The sequence below is a fragment of the Pseudomonas sp. LBUM1669 genome (assembly GCF_059695705.1).
On sequence record NZ_CP166784.1, the window covers coordinates 4,651,871 to 4,674,166 of the forward strand.

The 22,296-nt window shown below is 59.6% G+C and carries 20 protein-coding genes, 4 tRNA genes and 1 pseudogene; 10 read left to right on the forward strand and 15 right to left on the reverse strand.

Annotated elements, in window-relative coordinates; genetic code table 11:
* Positions 1–55: 55 nt before the first annotated feature.
* Positions 56–463 (forward strand): PA2817 family protein, encoded by a 408-nt coding sequence (locus ACA051_RS21540; protein ID WP_027924016.1) that lies wholly within the window; start codon positions 56–58, stop codon positions 461–463.
* Between the two features lie 75 nt (positions 464–538).
* Here ACA051_RS21540 and ACA051_RS21545 read toward each other — a convergent pair whose 3' ends face one another.
* A complete protein-coding gene (locus ACA051_RS21545) occupies positions 539–1,528 on the reverse strand; it encodes a LysR family transcriptional regulator (protein WP_497304583.1) in 990 nt (329 codons plus the stop codon).
* 90 nt (positions 1,529–1,618) lie between these two features.
* Here ACA051_RS21545 and ACA051_RS21550 point away from each other — a divergent pair, with 90 nt between their 5' ends.
* From ACA051_RS21550 to ACA051_RS21565, 4 genes are all read left to right on the forward strand, one after another.
* Positions 1,619–2,245, forward strand: a complete 627-nt coding sequence (locus ACA051_RS21550) for an alanyl-tRNA editing protein (RefSeq protein ID WP_497371842.1) — start codon at positions 1,619–1,621, stop codon at positions 2,243–2,245.
* A gap of 93 nt (positions 2,246–2,338) precedes the next feature.
* On the forward strand, positions 2,339–3,109 hold the full coding sequence (locus tag ACA051_RS21555) for a 2OG-Fe(II) oxygenase (RefSeq protein WP_497304587.1): 771 nt from the start codon (positions 2,339–2,341) through the stop codon (positions 3,107–3,109).
* Position 3,110: 1 nt separating this feature from the next.
* Positions 3,111–3,749 carry a LysE family translocator gene (locus tag ACA051_RS21560; protein WP_497371844.1) on the forward strand — a complete coding sequence of 213 codons (639 nt, stop codon included), beginning with the start codon at positions 3,111–3,113 and terminating at the stop codon, positions 3,747–3,749.
* Positions 3,750–3,927: 178 nt separating this feature from the next.
* Positions 3,928–5,667 (forward strand): dipeptidase, encoded by a 1,740-nt coding sequence (locus ACA051_RS21565; protein WP_497371846.1) that lies wholly within the window; start codon positions 3,928–3,930, stop codon positions 5,665–5,667.
* Between the two features lie 146 nt (positions 5,668–5,813).
* Here the strand turns inward: ACA051_RS21565 and ACA051_RS21570 are convergent.
* From ACA051_RS21570 to ACA051_RS21585, 4 genes are all read right to left on the reverse strand, one after another.
* A tRNA-Gly gene (locus ACA051_RS21570) sits at positions 5,814–5,889 on the reverse strand.
* Between the two features lie 3 nt (positions 5,890–5,892).
* A tRNA-Glu gene (locus tag ACA051_RS21575) sits at positions 5,893–5,968 on the reverse strand.
* Positions 5,969–6,073: 105 nt separating this feature from the next.
* A tRNA-Gly gene (locus ACA051_RS21580) sits at positions 6,074–6,149 on the reverse strand.
* A 2-nt stretch (positions 6,150–6,151) separates the two neighbouring features.
* A tRNA-Glu gene (locus ACA051_RS21585) sits at positions 6,152–6,227 on the reverse strand.
* Positions 6,228–6,605: 378 nt separating this feature from the next.
* Here ACA051_RS21585 and ACA051_RS21590 point away from each other — a divergent pair.
* Positions 6,606–7,376: a hypothetical protein gene (locus tag ACA051_RS21590; protein WP_497304592.1), complete on the forward strand. Its 771-nt coding sequence runs from the start codon at positions 6,606–6,608 to the stop codon at positions 7,374–7,376.
* Between the two features lie 641 nt (positions 7,377–8,017).
* Here ACA051_RS21590 and ACA051_RS21595 read toward each other — a convergent pair.
* From ACA051_RS21595 to ACA051_RS21610, 4 genes and pseudogenes are all read right to left on the reverse strand, one after another.
* A complete protein-coding gene (locus ACA051_RS21595; RefSeq protein WP_370655173.1) occupies positions 8,018–8,899 on the reverse strand; it encodes a methyl-accepting chemotaxis protein in 882 nt (293 codons plus the stop codon).
* 27 nt (positions 8,900–8,926) lie between these two features.
* Positions 8,927–9,982 (reverse strand): annotated as a pseudogene (locus ACA051_RS21600) (HAMP domain-containing protein); the annotation flags it as partial.
* A 108-nt stretch (positions 9,983–10,090) separates the two neighbouring features.
* On the reverse strand, positions 10,091–11,482 hold the full coding sequence (locus ACA051_RS21605) for an aminotransferase-like domain-containing protein (protein WP_497371848.1): 1,392 nt from the start codon (positions 11,480–11,482) through the stop codon (positions 10,091–10,093).
* Positions 11,483–11,668: 186 nt separating this feature from the next.
* A complete protein-coding gene (locus ACA051_RS21610; RefSeq protein ID WP_461991780.1) occupies positions 11,669–12,430 on the reverse strand; it encodes an SDR family oxidoreductase in 762 nt (253 codons plus the stop codon).
* 236 nt (positions 12,431–12,666) lie between these two features.
* On the opposite strand from ACA051_RS21610, the gene ACA051_RS21615 reads away from it, so the two are divergent.
* A complete protein-coding gene (locus tag ACA051_RS21615; protein WP_497371850.1) occupies positions 12,667–13,671 on the forward strand; it encodes an NADP-dependent oxidoreductase in 1,005 nt (334 codons plus the stop codon).
* Positions 13,672–13,808: 137 nt separating this feature from the next.
* On the opposite strand, the gene pyrF is transcribed toward ACA051_RS21615, so the two are convergent.
* Entirely contained in the window at positions 13,809–14,507 is a 699-nt protein-coding gene (gene pyrF / locus ACA051_RS21620) for an orotidine-5'-phosphate decarboxylase (RefSeq protein WP_027924005.1), read from the reverse strand.
* Positions 14,508–14,800: 293 nt separating this feature from the next.
* On the opposite strand from pyrF, the gene ACA051_RS21625 reads away from it, so the two are divergent.
* The 3 genes from ACA051_RS21625 to xopAW all read left to right on the forward strand — a co-directional run bounded on the left by ACA051_RS21625 (position 14,801) and on the right by xopAW (position 17,695).
* On the forward strand, positions 14,801–15,559 hold the full coding sequence (locus ACA051_RS21625; RefSeq protein ID WP_497295406.1) for a response regulator: 759 nt from the start codon (positions 14,801–14,803) through the stop codon (positions 15,557–15,559).
* Entirely contained in the window at positions 15,559–16,608 is a 1,050-nt protein-coding gene (locus tag ACA051_RS21630) for a sensor histidine kinase (RefSeq protein ID WP_497371852.1), read from the forward strand. Before ACA051_RS21625 ends, ACA051_RS21630 begins: the two co-directional genes overlap by 1 nt.
* Before the next feature lie 235 nt (positions 16,609–16,843).
* On the forward strand, positions 16,844–17,695 hold the full coding sequence (gene xopAW / locus ACA051_RS21635) for a XopAW family type III secretion system calcium-binding effector (protein WP_497371854.1): 852 nt from the start codon (positions 16,844–16,846) through the stop codon (positions 17,693–17,695).
* 127 nt (positions 17,696–17,822) lie between these two features.
* Here the strand turns inward: xopAW and ACA051_RS21640 are convergent, their stop codons facing one another.
* The 5 genes from ACA051_RS21640 to ACA051_RS21660 all read right to left on the reverse strand — a co-directional run bounded on the left by ACA051_RS21640 (position 17,823) and on the right by ACA051_RS21660 (position 22,129).
* Positions 17,823–18,878 (reverse strand): AI-2E family transporter, encoded by a 1,056-nt coding sequence (locus tag ACA051_RS21640; RefSeq protein ID WP_497304602.1) that lies wholly within the window; start codon positions 18,876–18,878, stop codon positions 17,823–17,825.
* Between the two features lie 68 nt (positions 18,879–18,946).
* Entirely contained in the window at positions 18,947–19,753 is an 807-nt protein-coding gene (locus ACA051_RS21645) for a DUF4892 domain-containing protein (protein ID WP_497304604.1), read from the reverse strand.
* Between the two features lie 8 nt (positions 19,754–19,761).
* Positions 19,762–20,421 (reverse strand): glutathione S-transferase family protein, encoded by a 660-nt coding sequence (locus tag ACA051_RS21650; protein WP_497304606.1) that lies wholly within the window; start codon positions 20,419–20,421, stop codon positions 19,762–19,764.
* Positions 20,422–20,471: 50 nt separating this feature from the next.
* Positions 20,472–21,326, reverse strand: coding sequence for an alpha/beta hydrolase (locus ACA051_RS21655; protein ID WP_497304607.1), 855 nt, complete (start codon positions 21,324–21,326; stop codon positions 20,472–20,474).
* Positions 21,323–22,129, reverse strand: a complete 807-nt coding sequence (locus tag ACA051_RS21660; protein WP_497304609.1) for an alpha/beta fold hydrolase — start codon at positions 22,127–22,129, stop codon at positions 21,323–21,325. The genes ACA051_RS21655 and ACA051_RS21660 overlap by 4 nt, the downstream gene beginning before the upstream one ends.
* Positions 22,130–22,296: the final 167 nt, after the last annotated feature.

Below are 22,296 nucleotides of genomic sequence, written 5' to 3' on the forward strand. Positions count from 1 at the left end.
AGGGGCGTGGGGGCTTTATACTCCTGCGCCCGTTTTGCTCTTGAGGACTTATCTCGTGTCCAATGTCGTTGCCGATCATCTTGTCTTGCTCGACCACCTGCGCAGCATCCTGGTCGCCGTAGGTGAGGCCGAACAGGTTCCCGAAGAAAGCCATGCCTTGTTCCTGGAGCGCTTCGACGAACTGCGTGCGTTGCTGCCGGTCGACCCGATCGAAAGCCAATACCTGGGCCAGGACATTCTGTGCCAGGTGATCACCCGCTACCCGCAAATCGCCCACTTGGTCCCACGCGACCTGCTGTGGTACTTCGCCGGTGACTGCCTGCATTACATGCCCGATGATGAAATCGATTTGTACCAGGCACTGGAAGAGCGTCGTTTCGAAGCCGAACAGAACGACGAACCGTTCGACTGGAATCAGGAAAAACAGCTGCTGGCGATGTCGAACGACGACAGCAAGCACTGATCTCCGATCAGAAATGCAAAAGGCCCGCATGGTTGAACATGCGGGCCTTTTTGTTGCCGGGAGATGCAGCGTTCGTCAAAGCAACCCATCACTCTCGGGCAACTCATACTCCGCCGCGACCTTCCCCGCCTTCCCCGGCTTGCTCAGGGTCGGTTCCTTCTCCAGACACTCCACCAGATAATCAATAAACACCCGCAATTTCGGTGGCAAATAGCGCGTCGGCGAATGCAGCAACCAGGCCCCGCCATGGTAAGACGCGAGGAAGGTCCAGTCCGGCAGCACTTGCACGATCAACCCCTGCTCCAGTGCATAACGCGCGGTGAAATACGGCAGACTGCCAATCCCGATGTGCTGCAACACAGCACCCAGTCGAACGCCCGTGTGATTCGCCGCATACCGGCCGCGTACACCGACCGTCACAGCCTTGGTGCCTTTCTTGAATTTCCAGCGCGCATCGCTCGGCGTTTCACCCAAGTAGATGCAACTGTGGTTGAGCAAGTCATGGGGATGCGTCGGCGTGCCATGTTCGGCCAGGTACTGCGGTGTTGCGCAGAGCAAATGGTCGATGGTCAGCAACTGCCGTCCGACCAAACCCGCCGGTGGTCGGTCGGTAATCCGAATCGCCAGATCAACGTTGTCGTCGATCAGATCCACCTGCCGATCTTCGAGCAACAGCTCCACATCCACTTTTGGATAACGTCGCAAAAATTCCGGCATATGCGGGTGAATGACAAATCGACCGACCGCCTTGGGCACGCTGACCCGCACCAGCCCTTCCGCTTCATGGGTGAACTGCCCGCTGATTTCCATCACGGACTTGGCCGCACTGACCATTTCCTGGCACCGCTTGAACACCTCTTCGCCACCGTCGCTCAAGCGCAGCTTGCGCGTGGTTCGCTGCAGCAGACGCGTGGCCAACGCTTTTTCCAGACGCGAGATGCTGCGGCTCACCGCCGAGGGTGAAGACCCCAATTGACGAGCCGCCTCGGAAAAGCTGCCGGTCTCGACAACCTTGACGAAAATCGCCATTTCGCCCAGCAGTGGCAGCGGAAGATTTATGCTCACAGCGCAACAGTCCTTTGATGTTTGAACGGATTATCACGCAATTCCACGATTCATATAATAAAAATAGAAACTTTAATGAGGACATGGAATATGACGCTTCGCCTCTTTTTCCATAGTGATGACCTCAAGGCCAACGTGGAAGTCCTGGAATGCACGCCCCAGGAGAACGAATTTGCAGTGGTACTGCGCGCCACCTTGTTTCACCCCCAAGGTGGCGGTCAGCCTTTCGATACCGGCTGGATCGGCGAAAGCCAGGTTCTGCGCGTGGTCCAGGAACCGGACCGAATCATTCATTTTGTCGACCAGCCGGTAAAACTCGGTATGACCCAGATCCGGATTGACGAGCAACGCCGCCACTTCAATTCGCGCATGCATTCGGCCGGCCACCTCATCGGCCACTTTGTCCAGGCGCTGGGCTGGATGCCGATCAAGGCTCATCACTGGCCAGGCGAAGGACGCGTGCAATTCAAACCGACAGAGTCGGCAAAAGAGGTAGATGCCGAGATGATTCAGCACGGCATCGAGCAATGGGTCGCCCATGACCTGCCACGCCTGACGTCGATGCGCGAAGGCGCCCGGGAAATTGGTTTCGGTGAGCTGCCCGCCTACGGCTGCGGCGGCACCCATGTACGTAGCCTGAAGGATTTGGGCACGGTCACGATCGCTTCCCTATCACTGAAAAAGGGAATGCTGTCAGTCCACTACAGCGTGGATTGAGCTTTCGGGCGATGCCGTCCCCGGCATCGCCTGACGCCCGGGGGAGCCCGCTTTCGCGGGTTCTGTTGACTATCTGATAGATGGACCTAAGACATGATGCTTGACGTCGAGCGTCTCGATGAGACGTGCATAAAGAAACTGGCCAACGAAGAAGTCCTCGCCATCCGCGTCAAAGGCCTGTTGCCCGAGCCGCTGGCGATTCAGATTGGCGACAAGATCCTCGCCCCGGGTTTCGAAGGCTATATCAATGCGCCGAGCATCGGTCGCATCGGCATGGCGTTTTATGAGGCGGAAAACCAGCCGCTGCTGATCGAAGATTATTTCGAGCATGCCTCGCGCAACATCGCGGAACTGCGCAAACGTTGCGCGCCCTACTCGTCCCCGGTCGACACCCTGCGCTGCATGCTTGATGAGTCCTGGCCGGCGGGTGCGCATCTGGAAAATCTCTACGGCCGCAAGATGTATGTCGGGCTGTCCCGCGTGGTGAAACCAGGGGTGTGCTTCCTGGCCCATCACGACATTTTCGCCAAGGATGCCCCGGACAGTTACCAAGCCAGAAGCCTGGAAGCGCAGTTCGCCTGCAACGTTTACCTGAACATGCCCACCGAGGGTGGCGCCTTGCAGATGTGGGACCACGATATTTCTCCGGATCAATTCGACGAGATGCGTGGCGACAACTACGGCATCGACCCGGCCCTGCTCGGCACGCCGACCCTAGAGATTCGTCCTGAGCCGGGTGATTTCATTATGTTCAATTCGCGCTGCATGCACTCGGTGACACCGGGTGTGGCGGATCCGCGATTGAGCCTTTCGTTCTTTGTCGGCTATCGCGGCAATGCTTCACCCCTTACTTTCTGGAGTTGAAATGCTTTCGAATTACCTGGGCGAGTTCCTGGCGCTGGCGACCATTCACTTTCTGGCGGTGGTCGCACCTGGACCGGACTTCGCTGTCACCATCCGTCAAAGTGTGCGTTTCGGCCGGTTGGTCGGGATCTGCACGGCACTGGGCATCGGTGCGGGGATTTCCGTGCACGTGCTTTATACCCTGCTAGGGGTCGGCGCATTGATGCACACGACACCCTGGTTATTGACGGTGGCCAAGGTGGTGGGCGGCGCTTACATTTTGTACCTCGGTGTCAGTCTGCTGCGCAGTAAACCCAAGTCCGCGCTTGAGGGTGACAAAGTCGCCGAAGAGCCGGTGGTCGAGCAAACGCTACTGAAGGCGTTCACCACCGGTTTTCTCACCAACGCGACCAACCCCAAGGCGACGCTGTTTTTTCTGGCAATTTTCACCACGCTCATCAGCGCCACGACGCCCTTGAAGGTCCAGGCGCTGTATGGGGTATGGATGTGTTTTGTGAACGCGCTGTGGTTCGTGATCGTCGCACTGTTCTTCTCCAGCGCCCGGGTACGATTGCTGTTTATCCGCATGGGGCATTGGTTTGAACGCACCATGGGGGTGATTCTGATCCTGTTCGCCGGGCGTTTGATTCTCTCGATGTAATAGCGTCTGAAACGAAAAAGGCCCGCGCCGTCTGACTGGCGGGCCTTTTGCGTTTCTGTGCGACAAATCCCACATAAGGGATGCCCCTATCGCTCACTCGTGGTGTTAATTTGGAAACGTTTCAGTCTCATCGATCAGAAACTTCTCACAAACTGCTTGCAAAGGAATGCCCTCAGCAATGAATTTCTCACTCAAGCACCTGGCTGCGTCAACCCTGATACTGGCCAGCCTTTCGTCGTTCACCCTGACAGCGCAGGCCAATATCAGCCCGCAACAGAGTGCGGCGATCCTCAAGACCTTCAGCGATGCATCGGTAACGGATTTCAGGCAATTCCTGGGAGGTCTGGCCAAGAGCGATCTCGGCAAAACCGACAATCTCGGCCCGGCCATCGCTGCCTTCCTCGATAACAAGACTCTTTCTGCAGAACAGCAGAACGAAATCCATCGCCTGCTTGGCCTCTACGCGCGAGTGAAATATGGTGCCGCTGCCACCGAGACCCTGCGCGAGCTGGTGGCCATCCCGACCTTCCGCGTCGAGGGCGTTGACCAGCATGACAATCCCGAATTCATCAAGATCGCCGAGAAGATCAAGGGCCTGGCCCAAGCGTTCAACCTGAATTTCCGCAACATCGACAACCGCGTCTATGAAATCTCCCTTGAGGGCAGCAGCGATGAAGTCGTGGGCATTCATGCGCACGCCGATGTGGTGCCCGTAACACCGGAGAATTGGGTCCTGAAAGACGGCACCAAACTTGATCCGTTCAAGGTCACCCTGATCGGCGACCGCATGTATGGCCGGGGGACCGAGGACGACAAAAACGGTATCGTGGTAGCGCTTTATGCGATGAAGATCATCAAGGAGGAGAAACTGCCGCTGGCGCGCAATTTCAAGCTGCTGGTCGACACCACCGAGGAAACCACCGGCGACGCCATCCCTTATTACTTCGAACACAACCCGACACCTAACTACAACCTGGCGCTGGATGGCGGCTACCCGGTAGTGATTGCGGAGAAAGGATACGGCACCGTGATGGCGAACTTTGCCAAACGCAAGGCTGAGGGCAAGGGCGCCGAGATCATCTCGATGACTGGCGGCATGGCCACCAACCAGATCCCGTCGACATCGGTCGTCACCCTTTTGAGTGAGAAGCCTGCCGAGTTGGCCGCCAGCCTGCAGAAGGCCGGCGCCGATTATGCCAAAAGCAATGGTGGCAATTTCGACGTCACCGCCAAGGTTGATGGCAAGGACGTCAAATTGACGTTCACTGGCGTTTCCGCCCACTCTTCCGAGCCCGAGTCCGGCGTCAACCCGGTATCGAGAATGCTGGGGTTCATCAATAGCCTCGACGGCAAGGTTGCGCTCAAGCACAACCACATCACCGACGCCGCCGGTTACGCTGCCGACAACTGGGGCCTGGATTACCTCGGCGGCAAATTGGGGGTTGGTTTTTCCGACGCCTTCATGGGACCGCTGACCGCTTCCCTGACCTATGTCGGGATGGACGATAAAACCTTCAAGCTCGCGGTCAACCTGCGGGTACCAAAAGGCAAGTCACCGGAAACGCTCAAGTCCGAAATCGCCGACAAGCTTGGCGCCTGGAGCAAGAAAACCCACGTTGCGGTGACCTTCGACTACTCGATCGCCGAGCCGATGTACCGCAACCCTGAAGGTGAATGGGTCAAGGCCTTGCTCGCCGTGGCCAGCGAAAACCTGGGCATGGAGCACAAGTACGGCACCTCTGCGGGCGCTACCTCGGTCCATGAACTGCCCAACGGCGTGCAATTCGGCCTGGCCAGGCCCGAGATCAAGTACACCGGCCACACCGACAACGAGTTCAAGACGGTCGACCAGTTCCTGTTGGACCTGCAGATCGTGACGGAAATGATGGGGCGGATCGGGCAGTTGCCGAAACTATGATCACCTTCGGACCCGCTGTTCTGGCGGGTCCGACGCATTGATCGTCTTGATGCCAGCACCAACAAAAAAAGGACCTTCGGGTCCTTTTTATAAATGACACACAAACAAAAACGCCGCTCATTGCTGAGCGGCGTTTTTGTTGAATATGGAGCGGGAAACGAGACTCGAACTCGCGACCCCGACCTTGGCAAGGTCGTGCTCTACCAACTGAGCTATTCCCGCAAATGGCGTCCCCTAGGGGACTCGAACCCCTGTTACCGCCGTGAAAGGGCGGTGTCCTAGGCCACTAGACGAAGGGGACACGCTAACTGAAACACATGGTGTGTATTTCAGTGCCCAAATCCGCATCCGAAGATGTCGGCTCTGGTTTCACTCAGCCCTGCCCGAAAGCAACGCTGCTTAAAATTGGAGCGGGAAACGAGACTCGAACTCGCGACCCCGACCTTGGCAAGGTCGTGCTCTACCAACTGAGCTATTCCCGCATTGGCGTCCCCTAGGGGACTCGAACCCCTGTTACCGCCGTGAAAGGGCGGTGTCCTAGGCCACTAGACGAAGGGGACACACGTACAACATTCACTCCCTACCGCGTTTCGCTGTGTGCTTTACGCTGTAAGTGGCGCGCATTCTATGGATGGATTGAGGGGTCGTCAACCCCCAGATATAAATTTATTTAAATCAATGACTTCGCCCCGCTTTCAGGAGCGATTCAGGCTTTTGCGCCTCCTGACCTTTAGCGACTATATTCTGGCAACGACCAAGACGTTATAGTCCGCCGCTGAGGATGATGGCAATCTGAACCACGGTTGCCAGCATTTATATAAGTCGAACCACGGCCGATATAAAGATAGCCACAACCGATTCAACTCGTCGAGCGGTCCTATGCGCCCAAATGCCAAGCCACTACACTCGATCGCAAACACTATAAAGAGGTCTTACCGGTGACACCACTCATGATCACCCTGCTAGTCGTAGCCGGGATCGCACTATTGATCGCCATTGGCTACATGAACCATGTGGTGGAAAACAACAAGCTGGAAAAGGCCCGTACCAAGGTTGAACTCAACGACCGCCTGCGTCGCTGCGGCGAAATCACCGAGACTTTCCCCGGCCAGCTGATGACTCCCGGGCTCAAGCTGCTGCTGACCCGCCTGGAACTCAATGTCTGCAGGCGTTTGCTCAACCTGGAAAAAACCAGTTCCAACCTCAGGGCCCGGATTACCGAACTCGAAGCCCTGGCCGCGCAAGGCGAATCGATCCCGGTCAACAACCCGCCGGCACCGATCCAGACCGAAGCCAAGGCCAAGGACGTGCGCTTCCTGCTCGAAGCCCTGCACGGCCAAATCACTCGCGCCGCACAGGACGGCTTCCTGCCGACCAACGAAGCCAAGCGCTGGATCCGCGAAGTGCGCCACATTCTGGTCCTGCTGCACATCGAGTTTTTCAACAACCTCGGCCAGCAGTGCCTGCAACAAAACCAGCCAGGCCAGGCCCGCCTCGCCTTCGAACGCGGCGTGCAATACCTGCGCAAACAACAGGAACCGCAGGTCTACGCCGAACAGCTCGAATACCTGGAAAAACTCCTGGCTCGCGCCAACGCCATGGTGATGGACAAAATCGCAGCGGTTGAAAGCGAAGCGAACCAACTGAACGTAGGCCTCAAAGACGTCGAGGCGGATGCGGACTGGAAGAAGAAAGTGATCTACGACTGATCGGAAGAATCAAGGAAGCCACCGCGAGGTGGCTTTTTTTTTGGGTCGGGTTTGGTGAGTGAGTACTGCCGGGGAGGATTGGTTAGCTGTCAGGCCGCCTTCGCTGGCAGGCCAGCTCCCACAATTGGAGTGGGTGTATCAGCAAAATGCTGGTCGGCTGTCAGGCCGCCATCGCGGGCAAGCCTCGCTCCTACAAGGGCCCAGCGTACACCCGCTTCTCACCACTCATCAGGCCGAGCGTTAGCTCGCCTGCAGCTCTTGATCTTGATCCACCCGCCCCTTCGGGAGGCTGAGAGGAGGTGTTCATCCGGGGAGTGGCGCGTAGCGCCGTTCGACGCAGTCGAACACGCTGCATGTAGGTCGTCGCGAAGCAGACCGGAGGGCAGTGTCCCCGGATGGATGCCGGAGCGAAGGAACGCCGAGCCTAGGCGAGGGGCCGGACGCTTGGGGCGAGCGTTTTTTTTGCTTACTTTTTTTAGGCGTTTGTAAAAAAAGTGAGTCGCCGTAAGGGCGAAACCGCCAGCCGCCGTTACCGCAGGAATGGATATGTACACCTGAGAGAGACAGGTCGGCTATCAGGCCGCCTTCGCGGGCAAGCCTCGCTCCTACACTAGATCTGTGCACATACACCGGGAGACAGATCAGAGCCGAAAGTGCCCGACCATCCCCTTCAACTCAACCCCCAATTGCGCCAGCTCAATACTAGAAGCCGCATTCCCCCGCATCGCCAACGAAGACTGATCCGCACTCGCCCGAATACTCGTCACACTGCGATTAATCTCCTCGGCCACCGAACTCTGCTCCTCGGCTGCCGCCGCAATCTGCTGGTTCATCTGCTGAATCAACGACACCGCCGCCGCAATACTTCCCAGCGCACTCTCAGTCTGCAACGCGTCACTCACCGCCAGCTTCACCAGCTCACCACTGTTTTGAATCTGCTGCACCGACGACTGCGCCGCCGAACGCAAGGCGCTCACCAGGCGCTCAATCTCCTCGGTCGATTGCTGAGTGCGCTTGGCCAATGCCCGAACCTCATCCGCCACGACCGCGAACCCCCTGCCCTGCTCGCCGGCCCGTGCCGCCTCGATCGCCGCATTGAGCGCCAACAGGTTGGTTTGCTCGGCGACACTCTTGATCACACTGAGCACCGTGCCGATGTTCTGGATTTCCGCACTCAGGCTTTCGATGCTCGAACTGGCCGACGTCGCCGAGTCCGCCAGCTGCTCGATCCGCGCCATGCTCTGACGCACCACCTGCTGGCCACTTTCCACCTTACCGTCCGCCGTTTGAGCAGCCTGAGCGGCTTCCTCCGCGTTACGCGCCACATCGTGCACCGTCGCCGTCATCTGATTCATCGCCGTGGCGACCTGCTCGGTTTCTTCCTTCTGGCTACTGACCTCCAGGTTGGTCTGCTCAGTGACCGCCGACAGCGATTGCGCCGAACTCGCCAACTGCTCGATACCGGCCTGCAAACCACTGACGATGGTGCTCAGCCCCGCCCCCATCTGTTGCATGGCCTGCATCAACTGGCCGATCTCGTCACGGCGCGTCACTTCAACGGTCGCGCTCAAATCACCCGCAGCGATCTGTTGTGCGACACGAATCACACTGCGCAGCGGCGCCACGATCAATCGGGTAATGACCCACGCCGCGATCAACCCGACCAGCAACGCCAAGGCCGAGGAGCCGATGATCAGCATCGAGTTCTTTTTCAGTTCTGCCTGCATCGACTGGTCTTCGGCGACATAAGCCTGATCAACCCGTTCCACCACTTGTGCAGCACGCTGGTGCAGTTGCTGATAGACGGTTTTTTCCTGGGCCAACAGACCGGTGTACTCCGTCAATTTCTCGCTAAAACTGGTGATGTGACCTGCCACTTCGTTGAGGACGGTCTGATAGCCCTCATCCTTGACCGTGGTTTTCAACTGCTCGGCCTGAACCTGCGCCTGATCGGCCTGCTCGATCTTGCCCTGGCCTGCGCTGTCATCACCCTTGCGGCTCTGGTCCAGACGCACACGTGCTTCGTTCATAGCCTGCAGCATCAACCGCGACACCTCGCTGACCTGATTGGCTTGCTCGATGAACTGCCCGCCGTCCTTGCCTTCGGACTCCTTCAAGGTATAGGCGCCATCGTCGGCAAGCCCTGCTTGCAGGACATCCAGGTTATTGGCCACGCTGGACACCGACCAACTGGCCATTTCCAGGGCCAGGTCCTTGGCCTGACTCAGCGAGACGAACTCATCGAAGGCCTTGCGATAAGCCCCCAGGGACTGCTCGACGTCATTCATCACTGGCACGTTGGCCGCTGAAGCAGCCTTGAGCTGCGTCGCCAAAGCGATCAGGCCATCAACACCCTCGCGCAGGGCATCGGCGGTTTTCGGGTTGCCGCGCAAGGCGTATTCCTGTTCAAGCAACCGCACCTTGAGCAAACCGCTGTTGAGCAACGACATTTGCTTGAGCCCGTCGAAGCGATGACTGATGGTTTGCAGGGACCAAACGCCGATGGCTGCCACCAGGGCCGTCAGCAGCAGCACCAAGACAAACCCGACACCCATTTTTTTTGCCATACCGAGGTTGGCAAAACGTCCTTGCACGGCCGAAATCATTGCACTTAGTCCCCTGACATAGTCTGTTGACGCAGATTCGCAACGGGCATACGCCAGCACAAGTCTCTGGCGTCGGAATAATGGCAAAAAGCTACGCCCACGTCGTTTTCAGAACGCTTTAGGTCGATTCGCAGCGGTTGCCTGAAAAAATGCCCGGGCACGAGGATCGCAGGCATAAGCGACGTTGATGCGCAGCCAATCATTCGCATGGCCGCCAGGACTGAAGGCCGTGGCAGAAGACAGCAGCACACCGAAGCGCCGGGCCTGTGTGCGCACCTGAGCGTAGTCGGACATCCGCGATCGCGCCCAGATGAACAGGCCACCAGCCGGCTTGCCGAAAACCTCCCACTCGGCGTCTTCGAGCACTTGCAAGGCCGCCTCTCTGTCCGAGTTCAAACGCTGGCGCTGACGCTGCACCAGTTTGCGGTACGCGCCGCTAGCCAACAGGCAAGTCAGCACCGACTCGCAGAACCTGGAGGCGCCCATGCTGCTGATCATCTTGACCTCGGCCAATCGCGATATGACTCCTTCACTGGCCACGACAAAGCCGACCCGCAATGAACTGCTGAGGGTTTTCGAGTAGCTGCCAACATAGATCACGTTGTCATCGACCCCCAACGCAGCAAGGCGCGTGCCGGGACCGTAGTGCAAATCCGCATAGACGTCATCTTCAATCACCAACACGCCATGGGTCTTGGTCAATTGCAAAACCTGCTGCGCCACCGCGGGCGTCAGGCAACTGCCCGTCGGGTTGTGGTAGAAACTGTTGATGAATAGCGCGCGGGGGCCGTGCTTTACCAAGAGTGCTTCCAGTTGCGCCGTGTCGGGCCCGCGCGGGGTGCGCGGCACCTCGACCATCGTCACGCCGTGCAGCCTGAGCAGGTCAAACAACAGTGCATACCCCGGACTTTCCACCACCACGCAATCACCCGGTTTGAGCAAGGTGCGCACGATCAGGTCGAGCCCCTGACTGGCACCTGCGGTGGTCAGAATACGATTTTCGTCTACCTCGATACCGAGCTGTCCAAGGCGTTTGAGAATTTGCAGACGCAAGGCAGGCAGGCCTCGGGAGGTGCTGTAGTTGAACAACCCGGCCATGTCGGTACGGCTGACCTGACGAATCGCGTAGCTCAGGTCGTCAGTTTCGCGCCAGCTCTCCGGCAACCCGCCACAACCCAGCTTAAGTTCGCCCGAGAACCCGCCCTGTTTCAGTTCCACCCCTTCGAACCAGTGGCAATCCTGTTGCCCCTGGGCGACCAGCGTTGGCGTGGCGACAATGAAACCGGCGCCATGACGCGACGCCAGCACACCTTGAGTCACCAGCCGTTCACACGCTTCGACAACGCTGGACTGACTGAGCAGATTGACCCGCGCGATGTGCCGCGCAGAAGGTAAACGCGTGCCTGGCAGCACCTCACTCTGACGGAGCCAGACGGCCAATGCATCGACGATTTGCTGTACGACCGGCACCAATGCCTGTCGATCGATTCTCAATTCCATGAGCAAGCAAACTCCTGTCCATTTGCGGGGAGCAGTTAATCACAGCTGCGCTGGATCGGATGTGCGACAACGCCGCCAAAACCCTCGGTTCTAACCATTTGAAACACATTGTCCGTCCTCTTCCACAGCACCATGAAAAAACCCGCACGTATGCGGGCTTTTTCCTACGGGGCAGGTCTTGATGGGTCAGAACGCCGTGACACCACCGTCCACTGCCAGCGAGTGACCGGTGGTGAACGCCGCGCCGTCGCTGCACAGATACAGCACGGCGCTGGCGATTTCCTCGACCTTGCCGATGCGGCCGACCGGGTGCATAGCGTTAGCGAACTCGCCCTTCTTCGGGTCCGCTTCATAGGCACGACGGAACATGTCGGTGTCGATCACTGCCGGGCACACCGCGTTCACGCGAATCTTTTTCTTGGCGTATTCGATCGCCGCCGACTTGGTCAGGCCGATGACCGCATGTTTCGACGCCGCGTAAATGCTCATCTTCGGCGCCGCACCAAGGCCCGCGACCGAAGCGGTGTTGACGATCGCGCCGCCGCCCTGGGCCAGCAGCAATGGCAGCTGGTACTTCATGCACAGCCAGACGCCTTTGACGTTGACGCCCATGATCGCGTCGAACTCGTCGATCGTGCCTTCCGCCAGTTTGCCTTTCTCGATCTCGATGCCGGCGTTGTTGAAGGCGTAATCCAGACGGCCGTAGGTATTCACCACCTCGTCCATCAGATTTTTTACATCGCTTTCCAGCGTGACGTTGCAACGCACGAAGGTCGCTTCGCCGCCCGCTGTACGAATCAGTGCCACAGTGCCTTCGCCCCCGGCCGTGTCCATGTCGGCCACCACCACTTTCAACCCTTCAGCGGCGAATGCCTGGGCGGTCGCGCGGCCAATACCGTTGGCAGCGCCAGTCACCACAGCGACCTGGCCGGAAAACGTCATGCTCATTGTTATGCCCTCAAAGAGAAGAATGCGGGGGATCGCGTGTTCTCAGTCTAGCCACAGGGGCGTGTGGCACGGCAGCACTATCAGAAGCCCGGTTGGGCGGCCATGAGTTGCAGTGATAGAACTGCGGCCCTGACTATCACTGTACTGGATCGACGTGCATTCGCCGCATCAGCCAAACTTGCGGCATCGATCATGAAGGGCTATCAACAAAGCTTCATTCATCTTGAGTGCCTGTCATGACTTCCCAGACCAATCGCCAGTTCCTGCTCGCCAAACGTCCGGTGGGCGAGGCGACCCGCGAGACCTTTACCTATCAGGAAGTGCCAGTCGGCGAACCGGCTGCGGGTCAGATCCTGGTCAAAAACGAATACCTGTCCCTGGACCCGGCCATGCGTGGCTGGATGAACGAGGGCAAGTCCTACATTCCGCCGGTCGGTATCGGCGAAGTCATGCGCGCATTGGGTGTAGGCAAAGTCGTTGCCTCGAACAATCCTGGATTTGCGGTCGGGGACTACGTCAACGGAGCCTTGGGCGTGCAGGATTATTTCCTCGGCGAGCCACGCGGTTTCTACAAGGTCGATCCGAAACTCGCACCGTTGCCCCGTTACCTGTCCGCGCTGGGCATGACCGGGATGACCGCCTACTTCGCACTGCTCGATGTCGGCGCACCGAAGGAAGGTGACACCGTGGTGCTGTCCGGCGCGGCCGGTGCGGTGGGCAGCATTGCCGGGCAGATCGCCAAGATCAAAGGCTGCCGCGTGATCGGCATCGCGGGCGGCGCGGACAAGTGCAAGTTCCTGATCGACGAACTGGGGTTTGACGGCGTCATCGACTACAAGAACGAAGACGTGCATGCGGGCCTTAAGCGTGAATGTCCGAAAGGTGTGGACGTGTATTTCGATAACGTCGGCGGCGATATCCTCGACGCTGTGCTGGGTCGCCTCGCCATGAAAGCGCGGGTGGTGATTTGTGGTGCCATCAGCCAGTACAACAACAAGGAAGCGGTCAAGGGCCCGGCCAACTACCTGTCGTTGCTGGTCAATCGCGCGCGAATGGAAGGCTTCGTGGTGATGGACTACGCCGCGCAGTTCGCCGCCGCCGGACAGGAAATGGCTGGGTGGATGACCAAGGGGCAACTCAAGAGCAAGGAAGATATTGTTGAAGGGCTGGAGACCTTCCCGGAGACGCTGATGAAACTGTTCAGCGGCGAGAATTTCGGGAAGTTGGTTCTGAAGGTTTAACCCGACATTTCAATGCGCAACAAACCAATGTGGGAGCGGGCTTGCTCGCGAAGAGGAGTGTCAGTCGACATTGATATTGACTGATACACCGCCTTCGCGAGTAAGCCCGCTCCCACATTTGGATCTTCAGCGTTTGGTCAGGCGAGTTCGGCGACTACGGCGGCCAACGCCTTCGCCGGATCCGCCGCCTGGCTGATCGGACGACCAATGACCAGATAATCAGAACCGGCATCCAGCGCCTGACGCGGGGTCAGGATACGGCGCTGATCGTCCTGGGCGCTGCCCGCCGGGCGAATCCCCGGGGTCACCAGTTGCAGCGACGGGTGCGCCGACTTCAGGGCCTGGGCTTCCAGGGCCGAGCACACCAGACCGTCCATCCCGGCTTTTTCCGCCAGTGCGGCCAGACGCAGAACTTGCTCTTGTGGCTCGATATCCAGGCCGATACCCGCCAGATCTTCACGTTCCATGCTGGTCAGCACGGTCACGCCGATCAACAGCGGTTTGGGGCCGGTACGCTGATCGAGCACTTCACGGCAGGCGGCCATCATGCGCAGACCGCCGGAGCAATGCACGTTGACCATCCACACGCCCATTTCCGCCGCGGCTTTTACCGCCATGGCGGTGGTGTTCGGGATGTCGTGGAACTTGAGGTCCAGGAACACTTCGAAACCCTTGTCACGCAAGGTACCGACGATTTCCGAGGCGCAGCTGGTGAACAGTTCCTTACCGACTTTGACCCGGCACAGCTTAGGGTCCAACTGGTCGGCCAGCTTCAGTGCGGCGTCACGGGTGGGGAAATCCAGGGCGACGATGATAGGAGTCTGGCAGACGGACATGTGCGGGCTCTCAGGCAGGACGAAATCGGCGCGCATTGTAGCGGAACCAGCGCCACTGCGGGACCCGATGATCGGTAAATCGTCCCGAAGACTCCAGCAAGACTAGCCCCTGCGCCGATTGTGTCGAGTTCGATACACACACGACACGCCCACAACACCCTTCCTCGCTACCCTCGGCAGCCGCAACACGTCCTTACAGCACTTCCCGCCTCCGGGCCGGACGCCTATGCTGGAACCACAACCTCGCAGCCCATCTTTGTGGTTGGCAGCCTACCTGGCAGATGAACGCACGCATGCACAGCACCCCAGCACCTCTGAATGACGATCAAAAAGCACCCGCTGACGACAAACGCTGGAGCATTCGCGCCCTGATCGTCGACGATGACATCCCGATCCGCGAACTGATGATCGACTACCTGGCCCGGTTCAATATTCACGCCAGCGGCGTCACCGATGGCGCGGCCATGCGCCTGGCGTTGCAAGCGGAGCATTTCGACGTGGTGGTGCTCGACCTGATGCTGCCCGGCGAAGATGGCTTGTCCCTGTGCCGCTGGCTGCGCGCCGAATCGGACATTCCGATCCTGATGCTCACCGCTCGATGTGAACCCACCGACCGGATCATCGGCCTGGAACTGGGCGCCGACGACTACATGGCCAAGCCCTTCGAACCGCGAGAATTGGTGGCACGGATTCAGACTATTCTGCGTCGAGTGCGCGACGATCGCACCGAACAACGTGCGAATATTCGCTTCGACAACTGGCGCCTGAACAGCGTGCTACGCCAATTGATCGCCGCCGATGGTTTGGTGGTGCCGCTGTCCAACGCCGAATTCCGCCTACTGTGGGTGTTCATCGAGCGTCCGCGCCGGGTGCTCAGCCGTGAACAACTGCTGGACGCCGCCCGCGGTCGTTCGATCGAAGCGTTTGATCGCAGCATCGACCTGCTGGTCTCGCGCCTGCGCCAGAAGCTCGGCGATGACCCGAAAGCCCCGCAGTTGATCAAAACCGTTCGCGGTGAAGGTTATCTATTCGACGCAAGAGACATTGGCTGATGCGGGCGCGCTTCGATACGCTGTTCGGCCGCCTGTTTGGCGTGCTGCTGCTGGCGATCATCCTGGCGCACCTGTTGGCATTTGCCTGGTTTCACCATTACGGCCCACCACCGCCTCCTCCGCCGCCGGCGTTTGCCGAAGGCATGGACGGACAGCGCCCACCGATGGACCCGCGCTTCGAAAGACGGCCACCGCGGCCATGGTTTGGCGGCCCGTTGGTGCCGCTGACGTTCCAGTTTGTCTCGCTGATCATCGCCGCCTGGTACGGCGCCAAACTGCTCAGCCGGCCAATCCAGCGGCTGAGCGACGCCGCCGAACGCTTGAGCGAAAACCTCGACAGCCCGCCGCTGGATGAATCCGGCCCACGGGAAGCCCGGCAAGCGGCCTACACCTTCAATTTGATGCAGAAACGCATTATCGAACAGCTGCAGCAGCGCTCGCGGATGCTCGGCGCGGTGTCCCACGACCTACGCACGCCACTCTCTCGCCTCAAGCTGCGGCTGGAGCAGATCGAGGACGACAAGCTGCAAGGTCAGATGCGCCAGGACTTGGACGACATGATCAGCATGCTCGATGCCACCCTCACCTATTTGCACGAACAGCGCACCAGCGAAGCCGGGCAATGGATGGACGTGCAGGCGCTGGTGGAATCCTTGAGCGAAAACGCCCAGGACCAGGGAGCCGACGTCCAGGCCCGCGGCCACTGCGCGCCACTGCTAGTGCAGCCGATGGCTTTGCGCTCGTGCATCAATAATCTGCTGGACAACGCCCTGCGCTATGCCGGGCACGCGCGGATCACCCTCGAAGACAACCGTGAGCAATTGGTGATCCGCGTCATCGACCGCGGCCCCGGCATTGCGGCGGACAAACGAGAAGCAGTGTTCGAGCCGTTCTTTCGTCTGGAAGGTTCGCGTAATCGCAATTCGGGCGGCGTCGGGCTCGGTATGACCATCGCTCGCGAGGCGTCGGAACGGCTGGGTGGGCAGCTGAGCCTGGAAGAAACACCCGGCGGCGGTCTCACCGCCGTCATTCGCCTGCCCCGCACCTGAGCCACTCTAAAATGCCTTGTGGGAGCGGGCTTGCTCGCGAATGAGGGAGTGTCAGTCGACATTGATATTGCCTGACACACCGCATTCGCGAGCAAGCCCGCTCCCACAGGGTTGGGATCTGACGCGAAACCTGTGTGTACCGAACGGTACAAACTCCACACACCCACGACACCTTGCCCCTTGACGCTGCATAAGCCGGTGCACCGCCGGTTTTCCATTCCATGGAGCGAGTCCAATGATTGGTAGTGTCAGCAACTACACGAGCTATACCAGCACCAGCAGCACCTCGACCAACAACGCCCGCAGCCAGCAATTCCAGAAAGAACTGTTCGCCAAGCTCGACAGCAACAGCGACGGCGCGGTGGATCAGGGCGAACTTGAAAGCGCCCTGTCGCAGAAAACCGACGACGGCCTGCTGGTCAGTTTGAGCAAGCATTTCGGCAATCTGGACAGCGACGAGAGCGGCAGCTTGAGCAGCGAGGAAATGGCGGCAATGGCACCGCCGCCGCAACCGCCGCATGACCAGGCACCCAACACCGAACTGGCCGACGCGCTCATCAGCGCCCTGGACGCCGACGGTGACGGCGCCATCAGCAGCGACGAATTGAGCAACGGTCTGAACAACGCTGGCAGCAGTGCCGACAGTAAAGAAATCTTCTCGGCCCTGGACAAGAACCAGGACGGCACCGTCAGCAAGGACGAACTCGCCGCCAGCCTGACCCCGCCGCCACCGCCACCGCAGCTGGTGTCCAGCGAAGAATTGTTCAGCCAGCTGGATACGGACAGCGATGGCAGCGTGACCGCCACCGAACTGAGAAGCGCGCTGCAGGCCAGCAACAGCACCTCATCGACCAGCACCGACACCAGCGCCGCGTTGCTCAAAGTGCTGGACAGTGACAGCAGCGACGGGGTCAGCAGTGATGAACTGAAAGCTGCGTTGCAAACGGATCGCGAGAAAACCAGCGACAACTCCACTGCCCAATTCAACGTCAATGAAGCGCTGAACAAAATGATCGCCAATCTGAGCAAGCAGTATTCGCTCGATAACGTGGCGAGCGTGGGCAAGTACCTGAACGTATCGACCTGAGTCAAAAGCTTCGCGGGCAAGCCTCGCTCTTACAGGTTTGATGTTGCACACGGAATAGTGGCCGGCATCTGACCTGTAGGAGCGAGGCTTGCCCACGAATTTTAGGCCCTCAGTCCCACCGAAAATCTCAAGGCCGGCGATCTTCTACCCGCGCATGACTCTTGCTCCAGTCCGTCAACAGACTGTACGCAACCGCCAGCAACGTCGGCCCGATAAACAGCCCGATAAACCCAAACGCAATCAACCCGCCAAACACGCCCAACAACACGATCACCAACGGCAAATTCCCGCCCCGGCTGATCAGGTACGGCTTAAGCACGTTGTCGACGCCACTGATAATGAACATGCCCCAGATCCCGAGAAACACCGCCATCCCGTACTCACCCTTCCAGGCCAGCCACGCGGTGGCCGGAATCCACACCAGCGGTGGCCCCATCGGAATCAGGCTGAGCATGAACGTCACGATGCCCAGCACCAGCGCCCCGGGCACCCCGGCAATCAAGAACCCGATCAACGCAAGGACTGCCTGCGCCGCCGCCGTGCCGATCACCCCGTTCACCACCCGCTGCACCGTCCCGGCCACGAGTTCGATGTAGTACCCGGCGCGATCACCGATCAGGCGCTCCAGCAGCCCATGGACAAACGCCGCCAGCCGCGGCCCGTCACGGTAGAAAAAGAACACGAACACAATGCTCAATGTCAGTTCGAGAATCCCGCCGCCAATCTGCGCGCTGCGTGCCAGCAACCAGTTACCGACCTGGCCCAGATACGGTTTGACCGCCACCATCATCGCCGCGCCTTGCTGGTCGATGCTGTTCCAGATCACCACCAACCGCTCGCCCACCAAAGGAACGCCGCCCAGCCAGGTCGGGGCTTCCGGCAAACCATCCATCTGCACATCCTTGATGAACGCCGTGGCATCACGCACGTGATCCGCCAGGTTGAACCCGAGCCAGACCAGTGGCACCGCCACCAGCAACATCCAGCCCAGTGTCAACACCAGCGCGGCCAGGGATTCCCGGCCATTGAGCCAGCGGGTCAACAACCGCATCAGCGGCCAACTGGCGAATGCCAGCACCGCGCCCCAGAACAAGGCCGACCAGAACGGCGCCATCACCCAGAGGCTCGCGCCAAACAGCACCAGGAGCAGGATCTGCACCAACAGCCGATCGTTATTGAGCATGTAGGTTCTCGAAAAAATCAGTCAACAAAGAGCAGGCAAACGCGCCAGCCGCGTTTGCCTGATGAAGCTTATCGCAACAGTTCGATGTGCAGGCCTGGGCTTTCGGCGCTGCCGGCTTCCATTCGCGCCGCCCGCACGCCCTGCCCGATCAGCGCCTGGCGCCAGGCTTCGGCATTCGACCCGGAAACACTGACCCGCAAGGTGGTGTCGAGGTTCAAGCCGCGAGAAATCAGGCGCAGCCAGGTGGCATCAGGATCGGCGCTCAATTTGGGGAAATCGAGCTCACCCGTACTTTTCAGCTCTCGCAGCAAGGTCGCCGACGTCGGCAGCAAATCACCCAGCGGCGCCGCAGCGTCGAACTGCTCGACGTGCAGATAGGCTTTGCGATTGCCGCGAGTGATGCTGTAAAGCGCCACCAACGTATTGTCCCGGGGTGCCGCCAGACGCAACAACAAGTACGCCTGTTGATCGTCGGCACCGTACAACTTGGCGTTGCCAAAGACATCATTGGCCCAGAGGCTGCTTTCACCGCAATCACGCGCCTGACACCAGAACAGCAAGCCGGCGCCCTGCTTCTGCAACGCTTCACGCGCGGCGGTGAAAGCGTCGGTTGACGAATGCTCCGGCGGCAACTCATAGGTCACCGATGTCGCCGTTCCCCGGGCGCTGACCTGACCATCGAAGCGCAACTGGCCGCTGATCTTACGGATCGAGCCCAGCGGATAAATCCGCTCAAGCTCAACGCCGGGGCGATAGTCAACGATCTGCGCATCGGCCATACGCGGCACGATCGGCAAGTCCTGACTGCCCGGGACATCGGCGGCAAATAACAAGGGACTGAAACAACACAGCGCCAGCACACTGAATGAACGCATGGATAGACTCATCGGATCAGCATGGCCTGGGCACCCTTGACGACACTGGCATCATCGATGCGCTCGGGCACCAGCAAACCACGCTGGACCGCCGGACGCGCTTCCATGGTTGCCATCCAGCGCTGCAAGGCCGGCAAACCGTCGACCTCGACACCCGACCACTCATGGCCACGGACCCACGGATAAGTGGCGATGTCGGCAATGCTGTATTCACCGGCCAGAAACTCCACGGCTTGCAGGCGCGTATCGAGCACCTCATAGAGGCGACGGGTTTCATGTTGATAGCGGTCGATGGCGCCCTGGAGTTTTTCCGGAAAGTAGCGGAAAAACACGTTGGCCTGGCCCTGCATCGGCCCGACTCCACCCATCTGGAACATCAGCCATTGCAGGACGACCGAGCGCCCTTTCGGGTCCTTGGGCAGCAGTTTGCCGCTCAATTCAGCGAGGTAAATCAGGATGGCACCGGATTCGAACACGGCGAAATCGCCGTTGGCGCGGTCGACAATCGCCGGAATCCGGCCATTGGGATTGATCTTGAGGAAGTCCGGTGACTTCTGTTCCTTTTTGTCGAAACTCAAGGCGTGCACCGTGTAGGGCAGGCCGAGTTCCTCGAGCACGATAGAGACCTTGTGGCCATTCGGGGTCGCAGCGGTGTAGAGATCTATCATGGTTGTCTCCCATTTCAACCCGCCCAGCCTCGACAGTTGCCCGGCGCAAGTCAAGGAACGGCGAAGAACCGATTGAAACAGTCTGCGACAAGGTCGGCGCCGGGTTCGTCATTCAGGTGTAAATGATGGCCGCCAGGCAGCTGTTCACGGCTAAAGGGTAGACGCTCCAGCAACTCGGGATGTTTGGCGAGCATGCCGTCGGCTGCAACCACCAGCAACGCAGGGCAACTGACCCTCTGGACGAAGGCCATGGCCTGCTCGGTGGTCAGACGCAGCGGCGACGGCAGCGTGAGGCGGTTGTCGGTGCGCCACGTGTAACCGCCCGGCACTGGCATGAGTCCGCGCTGGGCCAATAGCTCGGCGGCTTCGCGACTGACCGCCACCAGGCCTTTCATGCGCGCCTCGATGGCACGGTCCAGGGTGCTGTAGACCGGTTTGCGTTTTTCCCGCAGATCCAGTTGCGCTTGCAGGGCCATGCCCATGCGTTCGGCGGCATTTTCGCCTTTGTCTGTAGGAGGAATGATGCCGTCGATCAACGCCAGATGCGTGACGCGTTCCGGCATCGACCCGGCGATGATCAACGAAGCGATCGCACCCATGGAGTGCCCCAGCAGTGCAAAACGCTCCAGCCCCAGCTGTTCGGCCACTTGCAGCACGTCGTGGGCGTAGTCCCACATCGCGTAACCGGCACCGGTGGGGCGATGCCCGGAGTGACCGTGACCGGCCATGTCCAGGGCGATGATGCGCAAGCCTTTGAGCTTCGGTGCCAGCCGGGCGAAGCTGTTGGCGTTGTCCAGCCAGCCGTGCAAGGCGATCACTGGCAGGCCGTCTTCGGGACCGAACAGGTGCGCGGCCAGTTCGATGTGCGGCAGGCTCAGGCGAACTTCTTCGACGACGTGGCTCATGCGCAATCCTGCTGGCGACGACCTTCCCAGCGGCTGAACAGGTTTTTCAGCAGCGTGGCGGTGTCTTGCGGACGTTCGAGGGGGAACATGTGGCCACCGGGCATGGTCAGTGACTCACCCAGTGGCATGCGCCCGACGGAGCTTGCATGGTGACGCATCACCACCCGGCTCTTGTGCCCGCGAACCACCGCCAGCGGCACTTTCAACTGCCGTGCGCGACCGGGGCTGGTGTGCGGGACACCGCGGTAGATGCTGATTTCCGTGGCCGGGTCAAAACGCAGGCGCAGCTTGTCGCCGACTTTTTGCAAACCGTGTTGCAGGTAAGCGTCGAAGCATTCCGGGTCGAAGCTGCGGAACAGGGTTTTACCGGCGAAATAGCGCCGCGCCGCTTCCAGATCGGCGAACTCTTCCCGGCGCCCCAATGTGCGGCCGGCAGGGGTCAGGCGGTCGATGAATCCGAAACGCTTGGCCGCACGGATCACCCATTGATCGGCGCGGGTCAGCACCGGCGAATCGAGCATCACCACGCCTCGATACAGTTCAGGGCAACGCAACGCCGCGTGCAGGTGCAACACGCCACCGAAGGAGTGGCCGACGCCCCAGACCGGTTCCGGTTGCTGTTTGAGGTGATGGATCAGCTCATCCACCAGGTTGTGCCAATTGTCGTCCGCCGGGAAACGCGGGTCGTGGGCGTGCTGTTCCAGATGCGTCACCTGATACTCGGGCGCCAGCGCCGCGAACAACTTGCCGTAGGTGCCCGAAGGAAAGCCATTGGCGTGGGCGAAAAAAATCTGTTGCGACATACCGGCAAATCCATGAGCGAGAACAAAGGTTGATTGTCCGTAAGACGCGAGGCCGCGGCAATGACTGTAAGTGCCAGGAATGATGACAGTCCCGTCAGGGGCATGGCTCAAAAGTTAAACCTGATGAAGATCTGTGTAGCAGCTATCGAGCCCCGGCGAGGCTGCGT